Origin of the sequence: Pusillimonas sp. (genome assembly GCF_029263785.1) — a bacterium.
Classification (GTDB): domain Bacteria; phylum Pseudomonadota; class Gammaproteobacteria; order Burkholderiales; family Burkholderiaceae_B; genus Pusillimonas.
The window spans coordinates 61,428-87,542 of record NZ_JAJUFE010000001.1 but is presented as its reverse complement, the minus strand read 5'-3'; the positions used below and the strand labels follow the sequence as shown (position 1 = coordinate 87,542).

Below are 26,115 nucleotides of genomic sequence, written 5' to 3'. Positions count from 1 at the left end.
CGGCCCAGCCGCATGCCGTTCGCGCCTCGCTATGCGTGGCGTCGGCCGGGGCGGAGCCGGACAATCGCTTCCTCTAATTCCGAGTACACAAGATGGCTAAACAATTTGACGTAGTGGTAATCGGGGCCGGCCCCGGAGGCTATATTGCCGCCATTCGCGCCGCGCAACTTGGCATGTCGGTGGCCTGCATCGACGCCTGGTCTACCAGCGACGGCAAACCCGCTCCGGGAGGCACCTGCACCAACGTGGGCTGCATCCCGTCCAAAGCTCTGCTGCAATCTTCCGAGCATTACGAACAGGCCGGCAAACACTTTGCCGAGCATGGTATCGAGGTCAAGGGTCTCAGCCTCAAGCTTGACACCCTCATCGGTCGCAAGGATACCGTCGTCAAGCAGAACAACGAAGGAATCCTTTACCTGTTCAAGAAGAACAAGGTTACGTTCTTCCATGGCAAGGGTTCGTTCGGCGCCCAGGTTGACGGTGGCTGGTCCATCAAGGTTTCCGGTCAGTCCGACGAGGATCTGGTCGCCAAACACGTCATCATCGCCACCGGGTCTTCGCCTCGCGAACTTCCCGGTCTGCCTTTTGACGAGAAAAAAATCCTTTCCAACGACGGTGCGTTGCGACTGCCCGGTGTTCCCAAAAAACTGGGTGTCATCGGTGCGGGTGTAATCGGCCTCGAGCTCGGCAGCGTGTGGCGTCGCCTGGGCGCCGAGGTCACGATTCTCGAAGCCATGCCCGAGTTCCTGGCGGTTGCCGATCAGCAGGTTGCCAAAGAAGCTCAAAAGGCGTTTACCAAACAGGGTCTGAACATCCAGTGCGGTGTCAAGATTGGCGAGGTCAAGACTACAGCTAAGTCCGTGACCGTTCCCTACACCGATGCCTCCGGTGCCGAGCAGTCACTGGTGGTCGACAACCTTATCGTATCGATCGGCCGGGTGCCTCATACCGAAGGTCTGGGCGTTGAAACCGTTGGACTCAAGCTGGACGAGCGCGGGTTCATTGTTGTTGATGACGACTGCCGTACCAACCTCCCTAACGTCTGGGCAGTGGGCGACGTCGTACGCGGTCCGATGCTGGCTCACAAGGCCGAGGAAGAGGGCGTGGCCGTTGCCGAGACCATCGCCGGTCAACACGGTCACGTCAACTACGCCGTAATTCCCAACGTGCTGTATACCTCGCCCGAAATCGCCTGGGTAGGTCGCAACGAACAGCAGCTCAAAACCGCCGGAGTCGCCTACAAAGCGGGAAGCTTCCCGTTCATGGCCAACGGTCGCGCGCGTGCCCTGGGTGATACAACGGGTTTCGTGAAGGTTCTGGCAGACGCCAAGACCGACGAAGTGCTGGGCGTCCACATTGTGGGTCCGATGGCGTCCGAGCTCATTGCTGAAGCGGTTACCATCATGGAATTCCGTGGTGCAGCCGAGGACATCGCCCGTATCTGCCATGCCCACCCCACACTGTCCGAGGCCATGAAGGAAGCTGCTTTGGCAGTAGACAAGCGTACGCTTAATTTCTGATCCGCGATCGCAGACAGTAGCAGAACAAAGGGGGCATGCCGCCCCCTTTTTCCTTCCTAGAGGTCCGATGTTCAATGAATGTTCGTGAGTATTATCATCAGGCACTGCAAGAGCGCGGCTATCAGCCTGATGAGGCGCAGTTGGCGGCGATCGAGCGCTTGCAGGCGTTTTACGATGACTGGGTGCTATATAAGCAGGCCCGGTCGTCTCCCTTGCGCAAGCTCTTCAAGCGACCGGACATTCCTCGCGGTATTTATATGTGGGGCGGAGTAGGGCGCGGAAAGAGTTTTCTGATGGACGCCTTTTTCCAGACCGTCCCTCTTAAGCGCAAGGCTCGCTTGCATTTTCACGAGTTCATGCGAGGTGTGCATCGCGAGCTTGGCGAGGTCAGCGGGCAGGCTGATCCGCTGGACGAAGTGGCGCGCCGCATCGCCAAGCGTTATCGATTGATATGCTTTGACGAGTTCCACGTTTCTGACGTGGCCGATGCCATGATCCTGCACAAGCTCTTGCTGAAGCTTTTCGAGCAGGGCACATCGTTTGTCATGACGTCCAATTACGAACCGTCCGATCTTTACCCGGATGGTCTGCATCGCGATCGGATCCTGCCTGCGATCAAGCTGATCTATGACAGGCTCGACGTGCTCAACGTCGACACCGGAGTCGATTATCGACGCCGCACTTTGGAACAGGTTCCTCTTTATCTGACTCCCATCCGCGAGGACACAGACCAGCAGCTTCGAGAGGTGTTCGAACGCTTGTCTGACACTGCCGCATTAAAGCCTGTGCTGACCGTCGAGAACCGTGAACTGAAGGCGGTCGCACTCAGCGGCACGGTGGTGTGGTTTGATTTTGCGACCTTGTGTGCAGGGCCCCGTTCGCAGAACGACTACCTCAACCTTGCCAGTCGCTTCCAGGCGGTGATCTTGTCCGATGTGCCCCGGATGCAAGCACGCGATGCGTCGGCTGCAAGGCGGTTTACCTGGCTGATCGACGTTTTTTACGATCACAAGGTCAAATTGGTGATGTCGGCGGAATGTCCTGCCGATGAACTTTATACTGACGGCCCCATGTCCAATGAGTTTCATCGGACGGTATCACGCATCATCGAGATGCAATCCCGCGAATATCTTGAATCCGAGCGCCGGGAAACGGCCGATTTATAAAACTTCGACAGCTCAACGACTATGACTACTCGTGTATTGACCGGCATTACTACCACCGGTACACCGCATTTGGGCAACTACGCCGGTGCAATCCGCCCCTCGATAGAAGCCAGCCGCCAAGCGGACGTGGATGCTTTTTATTTCATGGCCGATTATCACGCCCTGATCAAATGTGACGACCCGCAACGAGTGGCGCGTTCGCGGCTTGAGATAGCTGCGACCTGGCTGGCGGCCGGGCTGGATCCAGAGAAGGTCACGTTCTATCGACAGTCCGATGTGCCCGAGATCCCCGAGCTTTGCTGGATGCTCAGTTGTGTCACCGCCAAAGGCCTGATGAACCGTGCTCACGCCTATAAGGCCTCGGTCGATCAGAATACTGCAAAGGGTGTGGATCCGGATGACGGTGTCACCATGGGCCTGTTTTCATATCCTGTTCTGATGGCGGCCGACATTTTGATGTTCAACGCGCATAAGGTGCCGGTAGGCAGGGACCAGATCCAGCATCTGGAAATGGCGCGCGACATTGCCCAGCGTTTCAACCATCTTTATGGAAAAGGTCACGATTTTTTTGTGTTGCCGGAAGTTCAGATCGATGACGATGTGGCGACACTGCCCGGCCTGGACGGGCGCAAGATGTCCAAGAGCTATGACAACACCATCCCTTTATTCGACGGTGGCGCCAGGGCAACGCGCGCCGCAGTGATGCGCATCGTGACCGACTCGCGCCAGCCCGGTGAACCCAAGGATGCAGAAGGGTCCCACCTGTACACTTTGTACCGTGCCTTTGCGACACCCGAGCAAAGTGCGCAGTTTCGCCAAGCGCTTGAACAAGGACTTGGCTGGGGTGAAGCAAAACAGCAGCTGTTCGATCTGATCGAAGAAGAGGTCGGTCCCATGCGTGCTCGTTACGACGAGCTCATGGCCAATCCGGAACGCATCGAGGACATACTCCAGGCTGGCGCAGTCAAGGCGCGTAAGCTGGCGGCGCCCTTGATGGAACGCCTTCGGGAGGCCGTAGGTTTGCGCAGTCCCAAGGCTGTCGCGATGTCTGCGGGTCCATCAAAACAAGTTGAAAAGAAAGCTCGGTTTGTAAGCTTCCGCGATGACGACGGGCGCTTCCGCTTCCGCCTGCAGGATACTGATGGAAGTGACGTGTTCCTGTCCGAATCGTTCGATGACCCCAAGACTGCCGGAATGCTGATCAAGCGTTTGCAGCAAGGGCTGCCCGACGCCGCGTTGCACGGCGACGGAAAAACGGTAGAACTCAGGATCGACGATGTTCTGGTGGCACGGCTAAGTGAAACGGACGTGCCAAAGCTGCGCTCCGCCCTTCAAAACGTGTAAACGGCTTTCAGGCCGAGCAGCGTTCGGCCCAGATGCCCAGGTCCTTGCACAGGGCCAGGATCTGGTCCACCGTATCACGCAGGACCAGAATGGTCTGGAAGTCGTGCGTGTAGCTTTGTCCGAACTCGATCAGGCAGTACTTGGGGTGATGTGCCAGCAGCTGCGTGTCGAGCCACTCAAAGTAATCCACGACAGTTTCGAACTTGTTGTCGTCGTATGGATATTCAGGCAAGGTTGGAGCATCGAATGAATCGATGATCTGCTCGTGCAGTTCATCCACGGTGTCTGACACTGCGAAATAGTCTTCGAGTTCGGTAAAGATAACGAATGCCGTGACGCCGTCCGGATCGTATCGTGCAACCTGTGCTGCGTCTTCGCCGTAGTTTTTTGCAAGTGTCCGGGCTGGCTCGTTGCGCGTCTGCATGCACAACGAGACGATAGCCTCGACTTCGTGCGAATCGAGATAGTGACAGCTGAGCAGGTCGATAAGCGAAGCGAGCTTCTGCCGGACATCGTCGTTCATCTGCGTTGCTCCTATCGCTTTAACTTGGCAAACGCGGCTGCCATGGCGCCCATCCCTTGACCTGAATCGCGTCCGCCCTGGCGCTGCTTGTCGCCCCGCGAGCGGTCTGGGCGGCCTTCCGGGCGATCACTGCTTCTGCGCGCGGCAGGCGGTGCATTGTCATCGAGGCGCATGGTCAGGCCAACCCGCTTACGCGCGATATCAACCTCTACAACCTTGACCTTGACCGTTTGGCCCACTCGCACGACGTCGCGCGGGTCTTTCACGAAGCGGTCAGCCAGGGCCGAGATATGGACCAAGCCGTCCTGGTGAACACCGATGTCAACGAAGGCACCAAAATTGGCAACATTCGTGACTACGCCTTCAAGAATCATACCCTCATGCAGGTCATTCAGGGTGTTGACTCCTTCTTTGAACTGTACTGTCCGGAATTCCGGTCGAGGGTCACGCCCCGGCTTCTCCAGCTCGGCGAAAATGTCGCGCACTGTCGGCAGCCCGAATCGCTCATCCGTGAACTCGGAGGGCGAGACGCCCTTGAGAGCGTCCTGCTTGCCCATGACCTGACGCACATCGGCGTCGATCCTCTTGAGGATACGTTCAACTACCGGGTAGGCTTCCGGGTGGACGGCCGAGGCGTCAAGTGGGTTGTCTCCGTTGGCGATACGCAGGAAGCCGGCCGCCTGTTCGAACGACTTCTCTCCAAAGCGAGACACCTTCATCAGCATCTTGCGGTTGGCGAACGCGCCGTTTTCGTCACGCCAGGCGACGATATTGCGCGCCAACGACGCATTCAGGCCCGACACGCGACTGAGCAGGGCGGCCGAAGCAGTGTTGACGTCCACGCCGACGGCGTTGACGCAGTCCTCGATTACCGCATCCAGTGATCGCGCCAGTTCGCGCTGATTGACATCGTGCTGGTATTGGCCGACTCCGATGGCTTTTGGCTCGATCTTGACGAGCTCAGCCAGGGGATCCTGCAGGCGGCGGGCTATGGATACTGCACCGCGCAGGCTGACATCCAGATCGGGGAACTCTTGCGCTGCCAGCTCGGATGCCGAATACACGGAAGCGCCGGCCTCGGAAACAACGACCTTGGTGAGACCAAGTTGCGGAATGGCTTGCTGCAGATCCGCCACGAGCTTCTCGGTTTCTCGGGAGGCGGTTCCGTTACCAATGGCGACAAGCTCCACCTTATGCTTGGTGGCAAGAGCAGCCAGCGCACGTATGGATCCTTCGCGGTCGCGGCGGGGCTCAAACGGATAAATCGTAGCGGTATCCAGCAGTTTTCCGGTGGGATCGATGACGGCGACTTTGACTCCGGTACGTATGCCAGGGTCCAGGCCCATCACTGTTTTGGGGCCTGCTGGCGCGGCTAGCAGGAGGTCTTTCAGGTTGGCGGCAAATACTCGAATGGCCTCTGCTTCTGCATTCTCGCGCAATCGTCCGATCAGTTCTGTTTCGAAGGCGGTAAGCAGCTTGACGCGCCACGTCCAGCGGCACACCTCTGCCAGCCATCGTTGGCGAGCAGAGGCATCCAAAGAAAAACTCACATCCAATCCCAACCGCTGTGCAATGCGTGCGACGCAGGGATGAGGAATTTGCGTTTCAAGCTCTGCTTCCAGGCCCAGGCGCAGATCCAGCACGCCCTGCTGGCGGCCACGAAGCAAGGCAAGGATGCGGTGTGAGGGCAGGGTTCGCAAAGTTTCATTGAAATCGAACCAATCCCGAAAATTGGCACCCTCGTCTTCTTTACCCTCGACGACCTTGGAGTAAAGCCTGCCGGTATTCCACAAGTGCTCGCGAAGGTCTGCCAGCAGATCGGCGTCTTCAGCGTAGCGCTCGGCAAGAATGTCGCGTGCACCGTCCAGTGCTGCCTTGGCATCGTTGATCGAGGCTTCGGGGTTGAGGTAGGTGTTTGCCAGTGCAGCCGGGTCGCAGTCAGCGTCAGCTAAAATGGCATCGGCCAGTGGTTCCAGACCCGCCTCGCGCGCTATTTGCGCTCGCGTCCGGCGTTTGGGCTTGTACGGAGCGTACAGGTCTTCAAGACGTTGCTTGGTGTCCGCGGCACGGATCTCTTTGGCCAGCGTCTCGGTCAGCTTGCCTTGCTGCTCTATCGACTCAAGAATTGCTGCTCGCCGTTCCTCGAGTTCGCGCACATAGATCAGGCGAACTTCCAGATTGCGCAGGACGGTATCGTCGAGTCCGCCTGTTGCCTCTTTACGGTAGCGTGCAATGAACGGAACGGTCGCTCCTCCGTCCAGCAGTTCGATGGCGGCCGCCACCTGCACAGGTTTGACGCCGAGTTCTTCGGCCAACAGCGCAATGATGTGTTCGGGTTTGCCCTGGACGGATGTGTCGGGCGCGAGAGGTGCAGTGATACTTGTCATGGCCAAACTGTAATACAGATTCAAGCGGGGCATTTTGCCACAGGGTTGGCCATAAGCGCCGGCCGGGCGGGTATTATCTCCTGTGGATCGAACAAATATTGTAAAGAAGCGTTCCTGATGCTGTCGCAAGAGCTAACCGAGATTTTTTCCGAGCAGGGGCCGATTGCCCAGAAAGTAGAAGGCTATCGGCCGCGTCAGGCGCAGCTCGAGATGGCCCAGGCCATAGACCGGGCCCTGGCCGACCACGCGACCCTTATTGCCGAGGCCGGCACAGGCACGGGCAAGACGTGGGCCTACCTTGTGCCGGCATTTCTCAGCAATGCAAAGGTTTTGGTGTCTACCGGCACGCGAACACTACAAGACCAGCTTTTCCGTCGCGATCTGCCTCGTTTGCGCGAAGCGCTGGCATTGTCCATTAACGTCGCCCTGTTGAAAGGGCGAGGCAATTATGTCTGCCACTACCATCTGCAACGCCTGGCCGGCGACGACCGGGCGCTTAAATCGCGTGCCGAAGTAGGTCAACTGCGCCACATCCAGCTGTTTGCGCAAAAGACACGTAGTGGGGATCGAGCCGAACTGGCCGAGGTGCCGGAAGACGCCGATATCTGGAATCGGGTCACATCGACTCGCGAGAACTGCCTGGGTCAGGATTGTCCCCACGTACGTGATTGCTTCGTGCTCAAGGCACGCAAGCAGGCCCAGGAAGCGGATCTGGTGGTGGTCAATCATGCCTTGTTCATGGCCGATCTCGCATTGCGCGAAGAGGGGATTACTGAATTGCTGCCTTCGGTGGATATGGTCGTGTTCGACGAGGCGCATCAATTGCCTGACATCGCTACCCGGTTTCTCGGGATCAGCGTTTCTTCGCATCAACTGCTTGACCTGGCACGAAGTATCGAAGCGGCCGGCCTGGCCCATGCGCGTGAGGCAACCAACTGGAGCGAGGTCGCCAAGGCGGTCGAGCAGGCTGCCCGGTCACTCCGGCTTTGCGCGGCGGGCATTGACCGCCTCCCTGGACGCAAAGCGACCTTCGATGCGTTGCCCGACCCCGAAGATTTCGACACGGCGCTAACTGCCCTGATTCAGGCGATGGATCGGGCGGCAGGCCTGATGCAGGCAGTGGCCGAGAAGCATCCGGACCTGGCTGCAGCGGCCAATGCCTGTCTCGAGCTGCGTGCGCGCGTATTTCAGTGGAGCCAGCCCGACCGTCAAGGGAACAATGCGCTGGAGCGCGGCGATGACCGTGAAGCCTCCGTGCGGTGGGTAGAGACAGGCACAAACCACATGCGCTTGCATAGTGCCCCGCTATCAGTTGCGCGAATTTTCTCCCGTTTCCGTCGTCCTGATCAGACTTGGGTGATGACTTCAGCCACCTTGTCCGTTAATGGAAACTTCGAGCATTTTCAGCGGCAATTGGGGCTATGGGATGCGCAGACGCTGCGCTGGGAGTCTCCGTTCGATTATTCCACTCAAGGTCTGTTGCTGGTGCCACACAACCTGCCCTTGCCCAGTCATCCAAATTTCAACCAAAGATTTGTCGAAGTTTTGGCCCCGCTGATTGAAGTTGCACCAGGAGGGGTCCTGGTGTTGTGTACCACGCTTCGCGCCGTGGACCGCATCGCTGAACTTCTCGAAGAGCAATTCGAAGACCGGGATATCGAGCGACTGCTGCTCAAGCAGGGAGACAGCTCCAGGCGTGCCTTGCTCGAGCGGTTCCGTACGGCAAGCAATGCGGTGCTGGTTGGCAGTGCAAGCTTCTGGGAAGGCATAGACGTGCCGGGCGATGCCCTGACACTGGTGGCCATCGATAAGCTGCCTTTCGCACCACCGGATGACCCCGTGCTGGAAGCACGACTGAATCAGTGCCGCAGCAACGGTGGCAATCCGTTCATGGAGTATCAGGTGCCCGAAGCGGCGATTGCGCTCAAGCAGGGTGCAGGTCGCCTGATCCGTTCTGAGCGCGATTGGGGCGTGTTAATGGTGGGCGACACCCGCCTGGTGGACAAACCTTACGGGCGTCTGCTGTGGAGAGGACTGCCGCCGTTTGCGCGGACCCGTGATCCGGCTCAGGCGGCAGCTTTTTACGAAGGTCGAAACCTTAAAACCAGTTGAGCGGGTTCCAGCGGTCGACCGGCTCGTCCAGACCTTGTTCGTAGTACTTGCTGTTGGGGAAGTTTTCGTCAAGCACGCGCTTGGCGTCGTCACGCAGTTCGGGCATGTTGAGCTTGTCGTACGACAGATACATGATGTACAGGGCCTTTTCGGCAACCGGTACACCCTGGAAATCGGTGATGACAGTTTGTGCGCGGTTCGCGGCGGCCAGGTAGGCCTTGCGCTCAAAGTAATATTGGGCGACATGGACTTCGTTCTGAGCCAGGGTGGTGACCAGCCACGCAACGCGCTTGCGAGCATCTTCGGTGTACCGGCTGTCAGGGTAGCGTGTAATCAGCTCGTTGAAGGCTTCGTACGACTCACGCAGGCCCTTGGGGTCGCGCTCGCTCGGATCCTGGCGGGTGATGCGCGAGAACACGGCGCTGGGCGGCGTAAAGGTGATCAGTCCCTTCAGGTACAGCATGTAGTCGGTACCCGCGTGGTTGGGATACTGCTGCTGGAAGCGATCGATGGCGGCCAGTGCCTGTTCGGGCTCGTCGTCTTTCCAGTTGACATAGGCCAGATCCATCAGGGCTTGTTGCGCGTAGCCGCCAAATGGATAACGGGCCTCGACGGCCTCAAGTCGCGCGCGTGCGTCGTTCCAGTTGCCGTCGCTGATCTCTGTGCGGGCGCTTTCATAAAGGCGTTCGGCACTCCAGCCGGCGGTAGGGTCTACGTCGCCCTTGAACGAGCCGCAGCCCGCGACAGCCAGAACGACGGTAAGGGCGCCGAGGGCGCGTGCCCACTTTGTCATGGCGGAAAAGCGCGATGGTAGGAAGTCGGAGCGAATCACGAAAGAGTCCTTGGTGTTAGTATGCAGGCAGATTATATGGTTAGTCGCCATGCCTGACACAAATATCGAGCAAGATAGTTTAACCGCGTCAACGTCCCAGAGTTTTCGTCGGCCCCTCAAGGCCCGACCCGAGCGTCTGGACAAGGTGCTGGCCAAGTTGATACCCGAGCATTCACGCAGCCGTTTGCAAGGCTGGATCGAGGACGGTCACGTGCTGGTAAACGGATCCGTCGCCCGCGTGCGGCAAATGGTGGGCCCCGGTGACGAAATCACGGTCTGGCCGCAAGTTGCACCGGAAGACTTGGCATTTTCCCCAGAGCCTGTTGATTTCCAGGTCATTGACGAAGGCGACGGGTGGATCGTGGTGTTCAAGCCGGCTGGTCTGGTCACGCATCCCGGAGCCGGCAATTGGTCGGGCACCTTGCTGAACGGGCTTCTATATCGCTATCCCGAGCTGGCACGAGTGCCCCGGGCGGGTATCGTGCATCGACTCGACAAGGATACATCCGGCCTGCTGGTGGTGGCGCGGACCGAGCAGGCTCAGACTCATCTCGTGCGTCAGTTGCAGGCCCGGACAGTCAGCCGGGAGTATGTCGCGCTTGTGCACGGATCCTTATCTTCGGCTGGACGAATCGACCTGCCCATTGGTCGCGACGCTCGAGTGCCCGTTCGAATGAGCACCGACCGTCCTATTGCTCCGAAGCCGGCCATTACTCATTACGAGCCTCAGCGCATGGGTCGACTTGAGCCGGGTGGCCAGGTCACCGAGGTCGTGTGCAGGCTGGAAACCGGCCGCACCCACCAGATACGGGTTCATATGGCCTGTCTGGGGCATCCCCTGATCGCCGACGTGCTTTACGGAGGCAAGGAAATAGGCGGAATGAGCCGCCAGATGCTGCACGCGCGTGCTCTTGCCTTTGATGAGCCGGGTACGGAGAGGCGCCTGTCATTTGCGGCTCCCATGCCGCCCGACTTTGTCCAGGCGTTGGAGGTTATCCAGTGGGAATCCTGAACTGGAAAGGTCTGCCGGTAGTATCGGGGCGTGCCTGGCAGGGTGTCAGGTATTTTTCTACGCTGCGCATGGCTCCCGGCTGGACCATTGACACAGGGGGCGGCAAAGGGTGGGCGCCTGCCGGGGGCGCCAGTAGTGCGCCATTTGACACATTCAATCTGGGCGATCATGTCGGAGACGATATGGGGGCGGTCCGCATCAACCGTCAAAGGCTGGCTGCGGCACTGCCTTCCGAACCCGTCTGGCTGCAGCAAATACACGGCACCGATGTGTACGATGCCGACATGCGTTGCCTCATCCCCTGGTCTGATAAAGTCGCCAAAGCGGGTGCCGCCTTGCCGGCCGGGGTGGTGCCGACGGCGGACGCGGCCATCACTCAGACTAAGGGCCGGGTGCTTTGCATCATGACGGCCGACTGCTTGCCCGTGTTGCTTTCAAATGACGAAGGCACAATTGTGGGGCTGGCGCATGCCGGCTGGCGTGGATTGGCTCACGGAGTGCTCGAGGCCACCATGGCTGCCTTGCAAGAACGGGTGCCACATGCCTCCTGGCGGGCATGGATTGGTCCGGCAATCAGCCAGGCGGCGTTTGAAGTGGGCGATGAAGTGCGCCAGCTTTTCGTCGAACACGACAAACAGGCAGTCGCCTGCTTCAAGAAGGGTCGCCCCCAGCGGTGGCTGGCCGATCTTCCAGCGCTGGCAGCCCAGCGGCTGAAAAATTTGGGCGTTAGCTCGATTGATCTGAGCGGGCTTTGTACGCATGCCGAGCGGGATTTGTTCTATTCATATCGCCGAGATGGCGCCACTGGCCGGATGGTGACCGTGGCCTGGCTTGAGAGCTAGCGACTTACCCTGATTGACACTGCACTTGTTGCAGTACAACATTCTTAGCAAGAGTCTGAGTAGGATTGCACGATGCACGCCCCGTCTTCAACTGAATGGCCTGTTCCGGTCAGCGTCTCGCCCGAGAGGCTGGCCAGTATCCAGGCAGAGTTCTCCAAAGGCTGGGCAGACATGCTTTCGCGGGCCCAGAATGGCACGCTCACGCCGCCCACCGACCGCCGCTTCAAAGGCAGTGCCTGGGCTTCCAGCCCGGCAAGCCTCGTCATGGCGCACGCCTATTTGCTTTCTGCACGAGCCGTTCAGCAAATGGTCGACGCCATCCAGTTGCCCGACAAGGCTCACGAGCGTCTGCGCTTCAACTGCATGCAGTGGATCGAGGCCATGTCGCCGGCCAATTTTCTCGCAACCAATCCCGAAGTCCAGCAGCGCCTGGCCGACACGCGGGGCGAATCCCTGCGCAATGGGTTGTTCAATCTTCTGGCCGACATTCAAAAAGGGCGCATCACGCAAACCGACGAGAACCGGTTCGAGGTGGGGCGCGATCTTGCAATCACTGATGGTGCGGTGATATACGAAAACACCCTGATGCAAGTCATACAGTATGCGCCGCTTACATCTTCTGTGTATCGGCGTCCGCTGCTTATCGTGCCGCCCAATATCAACAAGTTCTACATTCTCGACTTGCAGCCTCACAATTCATTTGTCCGCTACGCGGTCGAGCAGGGCTTTACCGTCTTTCTGATTTCCTGGCGCAATCCCCAGATCACGGATGATGACGGCGCAGATACAGCTACCTGGAGCGATTATCTGCAAGATGGAGTCTTGCAGGCGATAGAGGTTGCTTGCAACGTCTCGCGACAGAAACAGGTCAATGCACTGGGATTTTGTGTGGGGGGCACCTTGTTGGCGTCAGCGCTCGCGCTGGCCAAGGCAAAGGGTCAAGACCCCGTGGCATCTCTTACCCTTCTGACCTCGCTGCTCGATTTTGGCGATACGGGCATACTTGATATTTTCATCGACGAGCTCCACGTGCAGGCCCGTGAGCGTCAGCTGGGCAGGGGCGGGCTGATGTCGGCGCGCGAGCTTGCCACGACGTTTTCGTACCTGCGGCCCAACGAGCTGGTGTGGAACTATGTGGTCGATAATTACCTCAAGGGCGAAGCGCCGCCGGCTTTCGATCTCCTGTTCTGGAACGCCGATGGCACGAATTTGCCTGGCCCGTTCTTTTCCTGGTACTTGCGAAATGCCTACCTCGAGAACCGTTTAAAGAGTCCGGGCGACGTCGAGATCGACGGGCATCCGATTGACCTGGGCACACTAGACATGCCAGCTTACATATATGGCTCGCGCGAAGACCACATTGTCCCCTGGCGGTCAGCTTACGCAAGCACCAGGCTTTTGCGTGGCAACCAGCGTTTCGTCCTGGGGGCGTCGGGCCATATTGCAGGTGTCATAAATCCTCCCGCCCAGGGACGTCGCAGCTACTGGGTAACGCCGGAATCCGTGGCTCATGCCAACTTGCCCGGCGATCCCGACACCTGGATCGGGCAGGCAACCGAGCACGCTGGCAGTTGGTGGCCCGACTGGGCAAAATGGCTGTCCAACTATTCAGGAACTCGAAAAAGGGCGGTGAAGCGGCTGGGCAACCCGCAGTACGAGCCCATCGAGCCGGCGCCCGGACGGTATGTAAAGGTACGGTCCCCATAGGGGGGAACAGTAAGGCGGCACTACACCTTCGCAACAAGGAGAAGCACATGAGCGGTAAAGTGGCTTACGTAACAGGCGGCATGGGCGGCATCGGAACCGCAATATGCCAGCGACTGGCCCGAGAGGGATACACCGTTGTTGCGGGTTGCGGCCCCAGCCGCGATTATCAGCAGTGGCTCTCGGAGCAGGCCGCCCTGGGGTACAAATTTCATGCTTCCGTGGGCAATGTTGCCGACTGGGACTCCACAGTTGCAGCATTCGAAAAGGTCAGGGCCGAACATGGCCCGGTGGCAGTGCTGGTAAATAATGCCGGCATCACGCGTGACGGGCTGTTTCGCAAGATGTCTCGCGAAGACTGGCGAGCAGTTATGGATACCAACCTGAACAGCCTGTTCAACGTCACCAAGCAGGTCATCGAAGGCATGATCGAAAACCAATGGGGGCGCATCATCAATATCAGTTCCGTCAATGGTCAGAAGGGGCAGTTCGGTCAGACCAACTATTCAACGGCGAAGGCGGGTATTCATGGCTTTACCATGGCACTGGCCCAGGAAGTCGCCAGCAAGGGTGTCACTGTCAATACCATTTCGCCTGGGTATATTGGTACCGACATGGTCCGCGCCATGCGTCCCGATGTGCTCGAAAAAATTGTCAACACAATTCCGGTAAAGCGTCTCGGAACTCCCGATGAAATCGGGTCGATGGTTGCATGGCTGGCGTCAGAGGAATCCGGCTTTGCCACCGGGGCCGATTTTTCGCTTAACGGTGGCCTTCACATGGGCTGACGCACGTAGCACATTCACCAGAGTTAAATGCTGTTCCTTCAATTTTTAGTCGACCTCCTGATATGACGCAATCGCAAAAGGCCAACACGCCACGACTGATCAAGAAGTACCCCAACCGGCGGCTCTATGACACCCATACCAGCGCGTACATTACGCTGGCAGACGTAAAACAACTGGTGCTCGACAACGAAGACTTTGAGGTGGTAGATGCCAAGACGTCGCAAGACCTGACACGCAGCATCCTTCTGCAGATCATCCTCGAAGAAGAAAGTGGCGGCATGCCCATTTTCTCGTCAATGGCGCTTCGTCAAATTATCCGTTTTTACGGCCATTCCATGCAGGGCGTGATGGGCTCGTTTCTTGACAAGAACATCCAGGCCTTCATGGAGATCCAGGAACGCGTGGTAGAGCAGTCGAAAGGTCTGTATGGCCCGCAGTTTGGTCCCGAGGCGTGGAACCAGTTCATGAATGTTCAGACGCCCATACTGCAAACCATGATGAACAACTACATCGACCAGAGCAAGAATCTCTTTGTCCAGATGCAGGACCAGATGCAGGATCAGACCCGTTCGATGTTCAATGTTTTTCCGTTTGTGTCGCCGACCCCACCCGACGAAGACAAGAAAAAATAAGGGTCGGCTCAGGTCACCCCAACCGGATTGCCAGGGGTCTTCTTGAACGGACTGTGTTCCTCAAGGATATCTGCATATTCGTCGATGGCCACGGTTTCGCGTTCCAGGAAATCGGCGATTGCCTGAGCGTAGCGCGCATCTCGAATCCAATGGGCAGAGTAGGTTCGCACCGGCAACATGCCTCGCGCAAGCTTGTGCTCGCCTTGAGCTCCCCCTTCGAACCGATTTAACCCCTTGGCGATGCAGTACTCGATGGCTTGCATGTAGCAGGTTTCAAAATGCAGGCCGGAAATGAACTTCGTTGCGCCCCAGTAGCGGCCATAAAGCGCATCTTCGCTTTGAATATTCAATGCGCACGCTATCGGTGCGTTTTCCTGGTAAGCCACTACGAACACCAGATGCTCTGGCATGGCGGCTACAAGGCGCTGAAAAAATTCCATATTCAGATACGGGGGGTTTCCGTGTTCAAAATAGGTGCGCACATAGCATGCGTAAAAGAACTCCAGCGTGTCGTCGTTAATGTCATCTCCGGAAATCCATCGGAATGTAACCCCGGCCTGCAATGACCTCTTTCGATCCTGCTTGAGCTTTTTGCGATTCTTCTGGTTGAATCGGGAAAGAAAGTCGTCCATATCCCGATAGTTGGAATTGTGCCAATGGAACTGGATGCTTTCGCGAAATATGAAGCCGGCTTCCCTGAGCGCGGCCATGTCTGTTTCCATCGGAAACAGCACATGCAGGGATGAAAGCTCGTTTTGAGCGGCCAGTTCGATGGCTTGCCGGGCAAGCAGGACGCGGTCTTCATGATTGCGGGCCAAAAGCCGTGGGCCCGGAACCGGCGTGAAAGGCACAGCCGACAGCAGTTTTGGATAGTAGCGCAGACCATGTTCGGCGAAAGCCCGTGCCCAAGCCATGTCGAAGACGTATTCGCCGCGCGAATGGTACTTGAGGTATAGAGGCATCGCCGCTGCAAGGTCGCCATTGCGATGCAAGGTCAGGAAGTGGGGGGACCAGCCCGTCTGGGCGCTGGCGCAGCCCGTTTCCTGGAGTGCCACGAAAAACTCGTGCCGCAGCATGGGGTGGCCTTGAGCCAGACTATTCCACTGTTCGGCGTTAATATCGCTGATATGTTCTACCAAAGAAAATTGTTCAGACAAGGCGGCAACCAAAAGCTTTGAGGAATAAATCAGGTATCCAGCAAGTGTAGTGATTTTCCTTCACAGGGGCGAGCCATGGGCAACAGGATTCCAGTCACGGTGGTAACAGGGTTCTTGGGTAGCGGCAAGACAACGCTGCTGAACCGGATTTTGGCCGCCGACCGTGCCGATCCCGAGCAGGTCCGGCGAATCGCGCTGCTGGTCAATGAGGTGGGCTCGGTGGGTGTGGATCACGAGCGCGTCAGGCATATCAGCGACAACGTCATTCTGCTGGAATCAGGTTGCGTGTGTTGTAGCGTTCGAGGCGATCTGATAGAGGCCTTGCGCGACTTGTTTCTTTCGGCCCTGCACAAGACCATCCCGCCGTTTTCGCGCATCGTGATCGAGACTACCGGGCTTGCTGATCCGGCCGCAGTAATGCACACCCTCAAATATGAAGGCTTCTTGCGTGATCGTTACGTGTATGCCGGCTGTATTACAGTCGTTGATTCCACGCACGGTCTGATTCAACTGGACGAGTACCCACAGGCGCGACAACAACTTGTCCAGGCGGACGTCGTGGTGGTCAGCAAGACAGATCTGGCCACACCGGCCGAGCAACAGGCTCTTGTCAATGCTGTGCACGAACTTAACGAGCAGGCAGATATATTTGATCAGCAGTCACTGCCTCGACTGGATGATTTGCTGGCCGCTGCGACCGTGCAGAAAACTCTGGCCAAGAATGCTTCACGGTCCCTGGAACTGCCGCTGGATGGTCTGGTCAAGACTCACCGCTTCGCCCACGATGCTGTTCACGTGCTGACCCTGCCCATTGACGGCGAGGTGTCACAAGCGTCGTTTTACCGGGCCTTGGGGCGAGTTCACGAACTTTCAGGCATCGATCTTTTGCGGGTGAAGGGTTTGTTGCGCCTTGGACAAGGTGCGGGGCTCAGCGCCGTACACGGGGTGCACAGGCAGCTTTACCCTGTTGAGGCTCTTCCCGAACTCGCGGCACAATCGACTCATCCACCGCAGCCGGTACTGGTGTTTATCGTTGCCGGTCAAAATGCCCGCGACTTTGAAAGGCATCTGAGGGACATCTTGGCAGAAGAGGGAATCCAGGCCGGGGTTCCGTTGTAAGCGACGTTGTAAAAATGATATTTTGAATACGTCGAAAGGATTGCAATATGTCGTCTGCAATGGTGTAATAAGAAAAAATATCGCTAATATTTTTTGGTCGGCTTAACTAAACAAGGCTACCAAGCCTGCTTGCAGCACGCGAGCTTTTTCGACCCTAATCCGTTCTCGATGCATTCTCCGGTGCCAACCGGTGTTCAGACGGGTTTAAGCAAATTCAAAATAATTGATGCCCGGCTTCGGATTCCACTTCGAATCAGCAAGGGCTGTACTGAACACTAATTCGTACTTTGCTTTTCGTGCCGGCCTGGCTTCGCCTTTGTTGCGACGTCGGTTGCATTGCCGGCTGTTGCGACCACAGCATTCGTCCAAATATCTGATTGTTGGCCATGGTGCCGGCGACAGGCAAAGTTCTAGCTGAAGGTTCTTGGCTGGTTGGCATATATGTATTTAAACGCTTGTGTATCTAACGACGTTGTCGCTACGGACCCCGCTAGCGCCATTGATTCGTTCGTCGTTTCGTCCGTCGTGGCGGTTCCGGCAGGCACCTTGCCCAAGTTTTCGACGTCGGTAAATACAAGCGGTGATTTGTTGCTTGCCAAACATTCCAGCGCTTTTGCCAGCAAAATAAAAATGGGCCAAACGCTTTTGCGCTTGACCCATTTTGAATCTGGTTGCGGGGGCAGGATTTGAACCTACGACCTTCGGGTTATGAGCCCGACGAGCTGCCAGACTGCTCCACCCCGCGTCTGGAAGATGAAATATTAACGCACTTTTTTCTTTCATGCAAATTAGGTGGTTAAACCACCGGCCAATTGATGACCGAATCACAGATAACACGAGTTCTGGAAACTGCACTGCTGTGTGCCGACGAACCTTTGTCGATCGAGCAATTGAGCCGGCTGTTCGGTGAATCCGGGCCAGATAAGGCCGAGCTGCGCGCTTACCTCGAAGTCTTGCAAGAAGCCTGGGCCGACAGGGGTCTCGAGCTGGTAGAGTTATCCAAGGGGTACAGGTTTCAGAGTCGGGCCGAAATGCAACGCTACCTCGAGCGCCTGAGTCCCGAAAGGCCGCCGAAGTATTCGCGGGCTGTGCTCGAAACGCTGGCTATCATTGCCTGGCGGCAACCTGTCACTCGCGGTGACATCGAAGACATTCGTGGTGTAAGCGTTTCGTCCCAGATCATTAAAACGCTCGAGGAGCGTGGCTGGATCGAAGTGCTGGGGCATCGCGACGCACCAGGCCGACCCGCACTTTTAGGCACCACCACTCAGTTCCTGGACGATCTCGGCTTGAAGGCACTTGACGAGTTGCCGCAGCTCGACACGCAGGATGATATCGCCGCACTGGCCGGGCTCGATTTTGAAGAGGTTCCGGAAGCCGAACCCGAGTTGCTCCACGGGTCGCTTGAAAGCGCATCTGAAACAGAAGGCAATCCGGCCCAAGGAGAGCCGGGTGATGGGGCCCAGGTGGAGCCGGATGATGGCGTACAGGCAGCCGCGGGGGCTATCGCCGCAGCCGAAGGGTTAATGGACGACTCGGAGCCCGACCCCGACGAAGATCCGGACCAAGAGCTGGCGCGTGTGTCGGCCATTCAAGAACACGACAAAGATTGATACGGAGTATTTCTGACAATATGAATTCAGCAGAACAAATTGCCGCAACCGACAACCAGGTGCTGGCAAATCAAGAAACAGGCGTCGAGCCCAACGGTAGTGCAGATGAAAAGCCGAGCCCCCCGCGCCGAGGGCGAAAGCTGCGCACACCGTTCAGGCGCCGTCGCGGGGACGCGGCCGAGCCGGTAACCGAGCAGGCTGCATCCGAGGCTGCAGAGGCAACGGCGAGCCGTCCTGCCCGCTCACCCCGTTCCAAAGGCGTCTCCAAGGCCGGTGCCGAAAAAGAAACCGATCAGGCGTTGGCTTACCTTGAAAAGGAGGCCAAGATGGAACAGCGTCTGGGCAAGTACCTGAGCAGCGAAGCTGTAATGCCAAAATTGCACAAGGTGCTGGCTGACGCCGGTGTCGGCTCACGTCGCGAAATGGAAGATCTCATCATTGCCGGTCGAGTTTCGGTCAATGGAGAGCCTGCACACATCGGTCAGCGCGTGGGCGCCCAGGATCAGGTCAGGGTAAATGGCCGCCTTATTTCCCGGCCCAATTCCTCAAAGCCGCCTCGAGTCATTCTGTATCACAAGCCTGCCGGCGAAATCGTCAGTCACGACGATCCAGGCGGTCGAGCCACCGTGTTCGCTCGCCTTCCCAAGGTCAAGGCAGGGAAATGGCTGTCGGTTGGGCGTCTCGATCTCAACACCGAGGGCTTGCTTATTCTGACCACCTCCGGTGACCTGGCGAACCGGCTCATGCATCCTCGCTATGGTGCAGAGCGAGAGTACGCTGTGCGCGTGTTGGGCGAATTGACGGCAGAGCAACAGTCGCGGCTGGTAGAAGGCATCGAGCTTGAGGATGGTCTGGCAAAATTCGGTGTGCTTGAGTTCATTGGCGGTGAAGGCAGCAATCGCTGGTATCGCGCCACTTTGCACGAAGGTCGTAATCGCGAGGTCCGGCGCATGTTCGAAGCGGCTGGAGTCACTGTCAGCCGTCTGATCCGCACACGATTTGGCGAAGTCGTGCTGCCACGTAATTTGCGTCGCGGACGCTGGGAGGAACTCGACGGTTCTCTCGTCACGGCGCTCATGGTTCAACTGGGTCTGATCAGTGCCGACGGCGAAACGGGCGAAGCCAGGCGTGGTCGCAAGTCGCGCCAGCCAGTTTCAAACGAGAATGCCTTGCCTCCCGGTTTTGGCACGCTTGAGCGCAACGGCCTGAATGGCGCCAAGATCAGCCGGCGCGGCAAGCTGTCTGGCGGACGCGGTGTCAAGGCCGCAATCACCCAGACGTTTCCCTCGGATCCCTATGGAACCGGCCTGATGTTCAGTGGCGGGCTGCCTAACGGCCACCCCGAGGCCGGAGTCAAGAAGCCCAAGAAACAAGGCCGGCGCAAGGCTGCCCACGGCGCCAAGGCTGCGGTGCAGGGCGCCGGCGGAACGGCCGAAAAGCAGCCTGCTGTGCGCAAAGGAAAGAGTGCCGGAAAACCAACGGCCCGCCAGCAGGGTGATGGCAAACAGTCCAGTTCCAACCGGCGTAGCGGAAAAGCCAATCGTCCGTCGCGTGCAGATGACTGGCAACCGCGCAGTGCTTCCGCCCACGAGTCGAGGTTGGGAATTATTGGCGGACGCGGCCGGTGAAGCAAGGTATTGCAGTCTGCTGTCCGCGTTCACCTGCGGGTTGTAGTGGGCTGCGCTGCTTTTTTTTAGGTAAGGTCGCGATAAACCACGATCTTTTGCCTATTTCTGTTAGAATATAGAGCTTTACAGCTATATGTGTTTGTGACAGTGGACTTGCTAGGCAAGGCCTTTGGGCAAAGGGTTGTTTGACAGCACTGAAATATAGCGGCACATTTTTTAGTGCGCCCGGCGCCTGGCCGGCATACGGCAGGGCAACGGTGGCGCAGCAATATGGGCTGGATGACAGCCCTTTTTTTTTGAGTTTATGGCAGATCTATTCGCACTGACACAACAAGCTATTGCTGGTATGGAAGTCGAGCTTGTCGATGTCGAGCGCGCGCCGCTGGGTTTGCTCCGCGTCACCATCGACCGGCAAGGCGGAGTGCGCATAGAAGATTGCGAGCGGGTTTCAAAGCAGCTGTCACGAGTTTTTGAAGTCGAAAACATCGATTACAAGCGCCTTGAGGTCGGGTCGCCAGGCGTCGATCGTCCGCTCAAGACAGTCGCTGACTTTCAGCGGTTTGCCGGGCAGCGCGTCGAAATAAAGCTTCGCCAGGCCATAGACAGTCGCAAGGTTTTTTCCGGCATCTTGCATGCCTCTGACGACGCAGGCGAAGAAGCTGGTCCTTCCTTTCAGCTCGAACTCGAGCCCGAAGGCAAATCCGGCGAGGCCAAGGTCTTGAACTTCGTCTTCGATGATGTTGATCGTGCCAAATTGGATCCCGTACTTGATTTCAAGGGTAAAAAGCGATGAGTCGCGAAATTCTTCTATTGGTTGACGCCCTCGCGCGTGAAAAGAACGTAGAGCGCGAAGTGGTGTTTGGAGCGCTTGAGAACGCTTTGGCGTCCGCCATGAAAAAGCGCTTCAAGGAAGACGCGGATGTGCGTGTTTCCATTGATCGCGAAACCGGAGCCCATAAGGGATTCCGGCGTTGGCTGGTTGTGCCCGACGAAGCCGGCTTGCAAGAGCCCGATCAGCAAGAGCTTTATTCGGAAGCCCAGGAAATCGTGCCGGGCATCGAGGTTGGCGAATACATCGAAGAGCCTCTCGAGCCCGAGGAGTTCGGTCGGATTGGTGCCCAGGCTGCAAAGCAGGCCATCTTGCAGCGCATTCGCGACGCCGAACGCGAGCAGGTGCTCAACGACTTCCTCGAGCGTGGCGAAACGATCGTGTCCGGCTCCGTCAAGCGCATGGACAAGGGCGATGCGATTATTGAAACCGGCAAGATCGAAGCGCGCTTGCCCCGCACCGAAATGATCCCTAAGGAAAATATCCGGGTTGGTGACCGCATTCGCGCGTGGGTACACAAGGTCGATCATTCTGCACGAGGTCAGCAGGTGATCTTGTCGCGCACCGCGCCCGAGTTCATTCGTCAGCTCTTCGAAAATGAAGTCCCCGAAATCGAACAGGGCCTGCTCGAAATCAAGGCTGCGGCGCGAGATCCGGGCGTTCGGGCAAAGATTGCCGTCGTGGCCTACGACAAGCGTATCGATCCCATCGGTACCTGTGTTGGCATGCGCGGCTCTCGTGTCACTGCGGTTCGTAACGAGCTGGGCGGAGAACAGGTCGATATTGTCTTGTGGTCCGATGATCCGGCCGAGTTCGTCATCGGCGCATTGGCGCCCGCACATGTGGAATCCATTGTGGTCGACGAAGATCGCCACGCCATGGACGTTGTCGTCGACGCCGAGAACCTTCCCAAGGCTATCGGAGCGCGCGGCCAGAACGTGCGTCTGGCATCCGAGCTGACTGGCTGGCAGATCAACATCATGACGCCCGAAGAGAGCCAGAGCCGCCAGGATGAAGAGCGCGCCGAATTGCGCCAGACCTTCATCAACCGCCTGGATGTTGACGAAGAAGTCGCCGACATTCTTATTGATGAAGGCTTCACCGGCCTTGAAGAGATCGCTTACGTCCCTATCCAGGAGCTCCTCGAGATCGACGCATTTGACGAAGATACCGTCAACGAGCTGCGTCTGCGGGCACGTAATGCGTTGCTTACCGAGGCCATCGCTCAAGAAGAGCAGGTACAGAAGGTCGATCCTGCTGTACTCGAGCTCGAGGGAATGACCCCCGAGCTCGCGGTCAAGCTCGGTGAGCACAATGTATATACCCTGGATGACCTGGCCGAATTGGCCACTGACGAACTTTCAGAGATCACCCAGTTGGACGAAGAAGCGGCCAGCGCCCTCATCATGAAGGCACGAGCCCATTGGTTCAGCGACGAAGCATGAGTGCCATCATGTCGGACTGAACCCATATTTATTAAAAACGTAGTTGTAAGTAAGAGAGAGTCGAATGTCGAGTAACACCGTCGCCCAGTTCGCAGTCGAGCTGAAAATGCCTGCCAACGTGCTGCTAGAGCAGTTGCGTGCCGCCGGCGTTGAACTCCAGTCGGTTGACGATGGCGTCACCGACGCAGACAAGGCGAAGCTGCTCGAGTCTTTACGGCGTGCCCACGGAGCCTCCGAAGGCCAGAAGATCACGCTGACGCGCCGCCAAACCTCCGAAATTCGTCAGGCTGACAGCTCTGGTCGCTCCCGGACGATTCCGGTCGAGGTGCGCAAGAAGCGAGTATTTGTTCGTCGCGATCCAGCCGAGCTTATGGCCGAGGCAGCCAAGGTCGAAGCGGCAGCCAAAGCCGAGGCGGCGGCCAGGGCCGAAGCAGAAGCCAAGGCCGATACTGAAGCCGTAAGGGCAGACGAAGCGAGTGCGGCTGCCCAGAAGGTCGACGACTCCAGCGACAGTGTCCAGCCCTCCCAGCCCGACCAGGCTGCTGCTGCAGTGCCTGCTTCCGCACCGGACGAGTCTGGCGCGGCCGAAGCTCCCGAGGTGGCCAAGACCGCCGCCACCCAGCAGCCGGAGCCGCTCAAATCCGAACCCGAGCCTGCTCCGCAAGCTGAGGTCGAGCAGCCCGAGCCGGCCGCTCAAGCCACTGATGCCGAGCCGGCTGCAACTGAACAATCCAGCCAGCCCCAAGCAGCCGAGGCCGATGCGAAATCCGTGGCGCCTGCCGAAGAGCCGGCCGCCAAAAAAGCGGACACGACGCCAGCAAAGGAACCTGTTGACGCAAAGCCGTCGCAGGACAATCACGACGCTGACGCTGCCGCCGAACAGCTGGCGCGTGAAGAAGAACGGGAACGTGCCCGTAAGGCGGCCGAAGCCGAAGCCGCCGCATTGCGCCAGATGCTCAGTCGTCCGCGCAAGGTCTTGAAGGCGCCCGAGCCCGAACCGGGCAATATTTCCGGAACCCTGCATAAACCTGCTGGAAAGGGTGCCAAGAAAGATGCCAAGGCTGCAGGCGACGTCAAGAAAACCGTTAAGGGTTCCGAGGTCTCGACCGCCTGGAGCGATGACAGCGGACGCAAGAAGCCTGCTGCACGTGCCGATGCTGCCCCCTCCAGCCCAAGCAGGGACGGCTGGCGCGCCTCTGGCAAATCCGGCAAGGGTGGCCGTGGCCGCAACAGGCAGGCGCAGGCCGAGCAACGGAAAGAGCCACAAGTTGTCGAGTTCATCGCACGCGAAGTGCATGTGCCCGAAACCATTACCGTCGCCGACCTGGCCCACAAGATGTCGGTCAAGGCTGCCGAGGTAATCAAGCATCTGATGAAACTGGGTCAGATGGTTACCATCAACCAGGTGCTTGACCAGGAAACGGCCATGATTCTGGTCGAAGAGCTCGGGCACACTGCTATTGCTGCAAAGCTGGACGACCCGGAAGCCTTCCTCGACGCGGCCGAAAACGAATTGGGCGAAGTCGAGGCCCTGCCCCGTGCGCCGGTGGTCACGGTCATGGGTCACGTCGACCACGGAAAAACGTCGTTGCTTGATTACATTCGTACCGCAAAGGTGGCATCGGGCGAAGCCGGCGGCATCACGCAGCACATCGGTGCGTATAGCGTGACGACCGATCGCGGCGTCGTTACCTTCCTCGATACCCCGGGACACGAGGCGTTTACCGCGATGCGGGCGCGCGGTGCCAAGGCGACCGACATCGTCATTCTGGTTGTTGCGTCCGACGACGGCGTCATGCCGCAAACCAAAGAGGCCATCCACCACGCCAAGGCGGCCGGAGTGCCTTTGGTTGTTGCGATTAACAAGATCGACAAGCCCGAGGCCAATCCCGAGCGTGTCAAGCAGGAACTGGTTGCAGAAGAAGTCGTTCCCGAAGAATACGGTGGCGACGTGCCGTTCGTACCGGTGTCGGCCAAAACAGGTCAGGGTATCGACGACCTGCTCGAGAATGTTTTGTTGCAAGCCGAAATGCTCGAACTCAAGGCTCCGGTCGACGCTCCGGCCAAAGGCATTGTCATCGAAGCGCGCCTCGACAAGGGTCGTGGTCCCGTGGCCACTATCCTGGTACAAAGCGGAACCTTGTCGCGGGGCGACGCCATATTGGCCGGTGCCAGCTATGGTCGCGTTCGCGCCATGCTTAATGAAAACGGCAAGCCCGTGAACAGCGCCGGACCAGCTATGCCGGTCGAGGTTCAGGGTCTGACCGAAGTACCGTCGGCGGGCGACGAGGTCATTGCCATGGCGGACGAACGCAAGGCGCGTGAAATTGCCTTGTTCCGTCAGGGCAAGTACCGCGATGTCAAGCTGGCACGCCAGCAGGCCGCCAAGCTTGAATCCATGTTCGAGAACATTGGCGAAGGCACCCAGACGCTGTCCCTCATCGTCAAGACCGACGTACAGGGCTCGCAAGAAGCCTTGGTGCAGTCGCTGCTCAAGTTGTCCACCGACGAAGTGCGTGTACAAGTGGTACACGCCGCCGTGGGTGGCATCTCCGAAAGTGACGTCAACCTGGCCATTGCGTCTCATGCCGTCATCATCGGCTTTAACGTGCGTGCCGAGCAAAGCGCCAAGAAGCTTGCCGAGCACAACGGTATCGATCTGCGCTACTACAACATCATCTATGACGCTATCGATGATGTGCGCAATGCGATGTCTGGCATGCTGGCGCCCGAGAAGCGCGAAGAAGTCATCGGCATGGTCGAGATCCGCGAGGTGTTCAGCGTGTCCCGCATTGGCAATATTGCCGGTTGCATGGTTACCGACGGCGTGGTGCGACGCGACTCCCAAGTGAGGTTGTTGCGTAACCACGTGGTTCACTGGACAGGGCATATCGATTCCTTGCGTCGCTTCAAGGACGACGTCAAGGAAGTCAAGGCTGGATTTGACTGCGGTATTACGCTCCGGGGTAATAACGACATTCAGGTCGGCGATCAACTCGAGATCTTTGAAATCAAAGAGATTGCAAGGGCGCTGTAAGCATGGCTCGACATAAATCCCGGCCGAACCAGGGTCGCAATACGCGGCTCGCCGACCAGATCCAGAAGGATCTGGCCGGCCTGATCCAGCGCGAGATCGACGTGTCTCGCGCCGGGCTGGTGACGCTTACCGGAGTCGATCTGTCGGCCGACTATGCTCACGCCAAGGTTCACTTCACCGTCATGGGTGCCGAGCCTCAGGCCGCCGAGGCGGCTCTGAACGAAAAAGCCGGATGGCTGCATTCGCTGCTGTTCAAGATGCTGCACATACACACTGTGCCCACATTGCGTTTCGTCCACGACGAGCGCCTGGTCCGCGGTATGGAGTTGTCTCGTCTTATCGACGAAGCGAACCGTCCCCAAAGCTATTCCGCATCCGAGCCCGCCGAGCCCGAGGACCCCGACGAGCAGTCCTGAAGGGGCTGT

General features: G+C 58.1%; 19 protein-coding genes, 1 tRNA gene and 1 pseudogene. 16 read left to right on the top strand and 5 right to left on the bottom strand.

Features of this window, described 5'->3' with window-relative positions; genetic code table 11:
* Positions 1-92 precede the first annotated feature (92 nt).
* The 3 genes from lpdA (at position 93) to Q1J88_RS00360 (ending at position 4,030) form a co-directional block, all read left to right on the top strand.
* The gene (lpdA, locus tag Q1J88_RS00370) at positions 93-1,520 is read left to right on the top strand and encodes a dihydrolipoyl dehydrogenase (protein WP_301115405.1); all 1,428 of its coding nucleotides are present in this window, start codon (positions 93-95) and stop codon (positions 1,518-1,520) included.
* 74 nt (positions 1,521-1,594) lie between these two features.
* The gene (zapE, locus tag Q1J88_RS00365) at positions 1,595-2,686 is read left to right on the top strand and encodes a cell division protein ZapE (protein ID WP_301115404.1); all 1,092 of its coding nucleotides are present in this window, start codon (positions 1,595-1,597) and stop codon (positions 2,684-2,686) included.
* A 21-nt stretch (positions 2,687-2,707) separates the two neighbouring features.
* A complete protein-coding gene (locus Q1J88_RS00360) occupies positions 2,708-4,030 on the top strand; it encodes a tryptophan--tRNA ligase (protein WP_301115403.1) in 1,323 nt (440 codons plus the stop codon).
* A gap of 7 nt (positions 4,031-4,037) precedes the next feature.
* On the opposite strand, the gene Q1J88_RS00355 is transcribed toward Q1J88_RS00360, so the two are convergent.
* Both Q1J88_RS00355 and Q1J88_RS00350 read right to left on the bottom strand, forming a co-directional pair.
* A complete protein-coding gene (locus tag Q1J88_RS00355; protein ID WP_301115402.1) occupies positions 4,038-4,553 on the bottom strand; it encodes a hypothetical protein in 516 nt (171 codons plus the stop codon).
* An 11-nt stretch (positions 4,554-4,564) separates the two neighbouring features.
* The gene (locus Q1J88_RS00350; protein WP_301115401.1) at positions 4,565-6,940 is read right to left on the bottom strand and encodes a Tex family protein; all 2,376 of its coding nucleotides are present in this window, start codon (positions 6,938-6,940) and stop codon (positions 4,565-4,567) included.
* 117 nt (positions 6,941-7,057) lie between these two features.
* Between Q1J88_RS00350 and Q1J88_RS00345 the strand changes: the two genes are divergently transcribed.
* Complete coding sequence (locus Q1J88_RS00345; RefSeq protein ID WP_301115400.1) at positions 7,058-9,052, top strand: ATP-dependent DNA helicase; 1,995 nt, start codon at positions 7,058-7,060, stop codon at positions 9,050-9,052.
* Here the strand turns inward: Q1J88_RS00345 and Q1J88_RS00340 are convergent.
* Positions 9,039-9,845: an outer membrane protein assembly factor BamD gene (locus Q1J88_RS00340; protein ID WP_301115457.1), complete on the bottom strand. Its 807-nt coding sequence runs from the start codon at positions 9,843-9,845 to the stop codon at positions 9,039-9,041. The genes Q1J88_RS00345 and Q1J88_RS00340 overlap by 14 nt on opposite strands.
* An 88-nt stretch (positions 9,846-9,933) precedes the next feature.
* On the opposite strand from Q1J88_RS00340, the gene Q1J88_RS00335 reads away from it, so the two are divergent.
* The 5 genes from Q1J88_RS00335 (at position 9,934) to phaR (ending at position 14,862) form a co-directional block, all read left to right on the top strand.
* On the top strand, positions 9,934-10,896 hold the full coding sequence (locus Q1J88_RS00335) for an RluA family pseudouridine synthase (protein ID WP_301115399.1): 963 nt from the start codon (positions 9,934-9,936) through the stop codon (positions 10,894-10,896).
* Positions 10,884-11,738: a peptidoglycan editing factor PgeF gene (gene pgeF / locus Q1J88_RS00330; RefSeq protein WP_301115398.1), complete on the top strand. Its 855-nt coding sequence runs from the start codon at positions 10,884-10,886 to the stop codon at positions 11,736-11,738. The genes Q1J88_RS00335 and pgeF overlap by 13 nt, the downstream gene beginning before the upstream one ends.
* Positions 11,739-11,810: 72 nt before the next feature.
* Positions 11,811-13,445 (top strand): class I poly(R)-hydroxyalkanoic acid synthase, encoded by a 1,635-nt coding sequence (gene phaC, locus Q1J88_RS00325; protein ID WP_301115397.1) that lies wholly within the window; start codon positions 11,811-11,813, stop codon positions 13,443-13,445.
* 47 nt (positions 13,446-13,492) lie between these two features.
* Positions 13,493-14,230 carry an acetoacetyl-CoA reductase gene (phbB, locus tag Q1J88_RS00320; protein WP_301115396.1) on the top strand — a complete coding sequence of 246 codons (738 nt, stop codon included), beginning with the start codon at positions 13,493-13,495 and terminating at the stop codon, positions 14,228-14,230.
* A gap of 62 nt (positions 14,231-14,292) precedes the next feature.
* The gene (gene phaR / locus Q1J88_RS00315; RefSeq protein WP_301115395.1) at positions 14,293-14,862 is read left to right on the top strand and encodes a polyhydroxyalkanoate synthesis repressor PhaR; all 570 of its coding nucleotides are present in this window, start codon (positions 14,293-14,295) and stop codon (positions 14,860-14,862) included.
* 8 nt (positions 14,863-14,870) lie between these two features.
* Here the strand turns inward: phaR and Q1J88_RS00310 are convergent, their stop codons facing one another.
* Entirely contained in the window at positions 14,871-16,019 is a 1,149-nt protein-coding gene (locus Q1J88_RS00310) for a GNAT family N-acetyltransferase (protein WP_301115394.1), read from the bottom strand.
* 75 nt (positions 16,020-16,094) lie between these two features.
* Here Q1J88_RS00310 and Q1J88_RS00305 point away from each other — a divergent pair, with 75 nt between their 5' ends.
* Positions 16,095-17,138, top strand: a complete 1,044-nt coding sequence (locus Q1J88_RS00305; protein WP_301115393.1) for a CobW family GTP-binding protein — start codon at positions 16,095-16,097, stop codon at positions 17,136-17,138.
* Positions 17,139-17,806: 668 nt separating this feature from the next.
* Here the strand turns inward: Q1J88_RS00305 and Q1J88_RS00300 are convergent.
* Positions 17,807-17,883 (bottom strand) — tRNA-Met (locus Q1J88_RS00300).
* Between the two features lie 70 nt (positions 17,884-17,953).
* Here Q1J88_RS00300 and scpB point away from each other — a divergent pair.
* The 6 genes and pseudogenes from scpB to rbfA all read left to right on the top strand — a co-directional run.
* Positions 17,954-18,496 (top strand): annotated as a pseudogene (gene scpB / locus Q1J88_RS00295) (SMC-Scp complex subunit ScpB); the annotation flags it as partial.
* Positions 18,497-18,771: 275 nt separating this feature from the next.
* On the top strand, positions 18,772-20,379 hold the full coding sequence (locus Q1J88_RS00290; RefSeq protein WP_301115392.1) for a pseudouridine synthase: 1,608 nt from the start codon (positions 18,772-18,774) through the stop codon (positions 20,377-20,379).
* Between the two features lie 304 nt (positions 20,380-20,683).
* Complete coding sequence (gene rimP, locus Q1J88_RS00285) at positions 20,684-21,172, top strand: ribosome maturation factor RimP (protein WP_301115391.1); 489 nt, start codon at positions 20,684-20,686, stop codon at positions 21,170-21,172.
* On the top strand, positions 21,169-22,653 hold the full coding sequence (gene nusA / locus Q1J88_RS00280; RefSeq protein ID WP_301115390.1) for a transcription termination factor NusA: 1,485 nt from the start codon (positions 21,169-21,171) through the stop codon (positions 22,651-22,653). Before rimP ends, nusA begins: the two co-directional genes overlap by 4 nt.
* 64 nt (positions 22,654-22,717) lie before the next feature.
* Positions 22,718-25,690, top strand: coding sequence for a translation initiation factor IF-2 (gene infB / locus Q1J88_RS00275; RefSeq protein ID WP_301115389.1), 2,973 nt, complete (start codon positions 22,718-22,720; stop codon positions 25,688-25,690).
* A 2-nt stretch (positions 25,691-25,692) separates the two neighbouring features.
* On the top strand, positions 25,693-26,106 hold the full coding sequence (gene rbfA / locus Q1J88_RS00270) for a 30S ribosome-binding factor RbfA (protein ID WP_301115388.1): 414 nt from the start codon (positions 25,693-25,695) through the stop codon (positions 26,104-26,106).
* Positions 26,107-26,115: the final 9 nt, after the last annotated feature.

What these genes read in the sequence shown, in the direction of transcription:
- lpdA (WP_301115405.1), top strand. Translation starts at nt 93, where the DNA reads ATGGCTAAACAATTTGACGTAGTGGTAATCGGGGCCGGCCCCGGAGGC.
- zapE (WP_301115404.1), top strand. Translation starts at nt 1,595, where the DNA reads ATGAATGTTCGTGAGTATTATCATCAGGCACTGCAAGAGCGCGGCTAT.
- Q1J88_RS00360 (WP_301115403.1), top strand. Translation starts at nt 2,708, where the DNA reads ATGACTACTCGTGTATTGACCGGCATTACTACCACCGGTACACCGCAT.
- Q1J88_RS00355 (WP_301115402.1), bottom strand. Translation starts at nt 4,553, where the DNA reads ATGAACGACGATGTCCGGCAGAAGCTCGCTTCGCTTATCGACCTGCTC.
- Q1J88_RS00350 (WP_301115401.1), bottom strand. Translation starts at nt 6,940, where the DNA reads ATGACAAGTATCACTGCACCTCTCGCGCCCGACACATCCGTCCAGGGC.
- Q1J88_RS00345 (WP_301115400.1), top strand. Translation starts at nt 7,058, where the DNA reads ATGCTGTCGCAAGAGCTAACCGAGATTTTTTCCGAGCAGGGGCCGATT.
- Q1J88_RS00340 (WP_301115457.1), bottom strand. Translation starts at nt 9,845, where the DNA reads ATGACAAAGTGGGCACGCGCCCTCGGCGCCCTTACCGTCGTTCTGGCT.
- Q1J88_RS00335 (WP_301115399.1), top strand. Translation starts at nt 9,934, where the DNA reads ATGCCTGACACAAATATCGAGCAAGATAGTTTAACCGCGTCAACGTCC.
- phaC (WP_301115397.1), top strand. Translation starts at nt 11,811, where the DNA reads ATGCACGCCCCGTCTTCAACTGAATGGCCTGTTCCGGTCAGCGTCTCG.
- phbB (WP_301115396.1), top strand. Translation starts at nt 13,493, where the DNA reads ATGAGCGGTAAAGTGGCTTACGTAACAGGCGGCATGGGCGGCATCGGA.
- phaR (WP_301115395.1), top strand. Translation starts at nt 14,293, where the DNA reads ATGACGCAATCGCAAAAGGCCAACACGCCACGACTGATCAAGAAGTAC.
- Q1J88_RS00305 (WP_301115393.1), top strand. Translation starts at nt 16,095, where the DNA reads ATGGGCAACAGGATTCCAGTCACGGTGGTAACAGGGTTCTTGGGTAGC.
- Q1J88_RS00290 (WP_301115392.1), top strand. Translation starts at nt 18,772, where the DNA reads ATGAATTCAGCAGAACAAATTGCCGCAACCGACAACCAGGTGCTGGCA.
- rimP (WP_301115391.1), top strand. Translation starts at nt 20,684, where the DNA reads ATGGCAGATCTATTCGCACTGACACAACAAGCTATTGCTGGTATGGAA.
- nusA (WP_301115390.1), top strand. Translation starts at nt 21,169, where the DNA reads ATGAGTCGCGAAATTCTTCTATTGGTTGACGCCCTCGCGCGTGAAAAG.
- infB (WP_301115389.1), top strand. Translation starts at nt 22,718, where the DNA reads ATGTCGAGTAACACCGTCGCCCAGTTCGCAGTCGAGCTGAAAATGCCT.
- rbfA (WP_301115388.1), top strand. Translation starts at nt 25,693, where the DNA reads ATGGCTCGACATAAATCCCGGCCGAACCAGGGTCGCAATACGCGGCTC.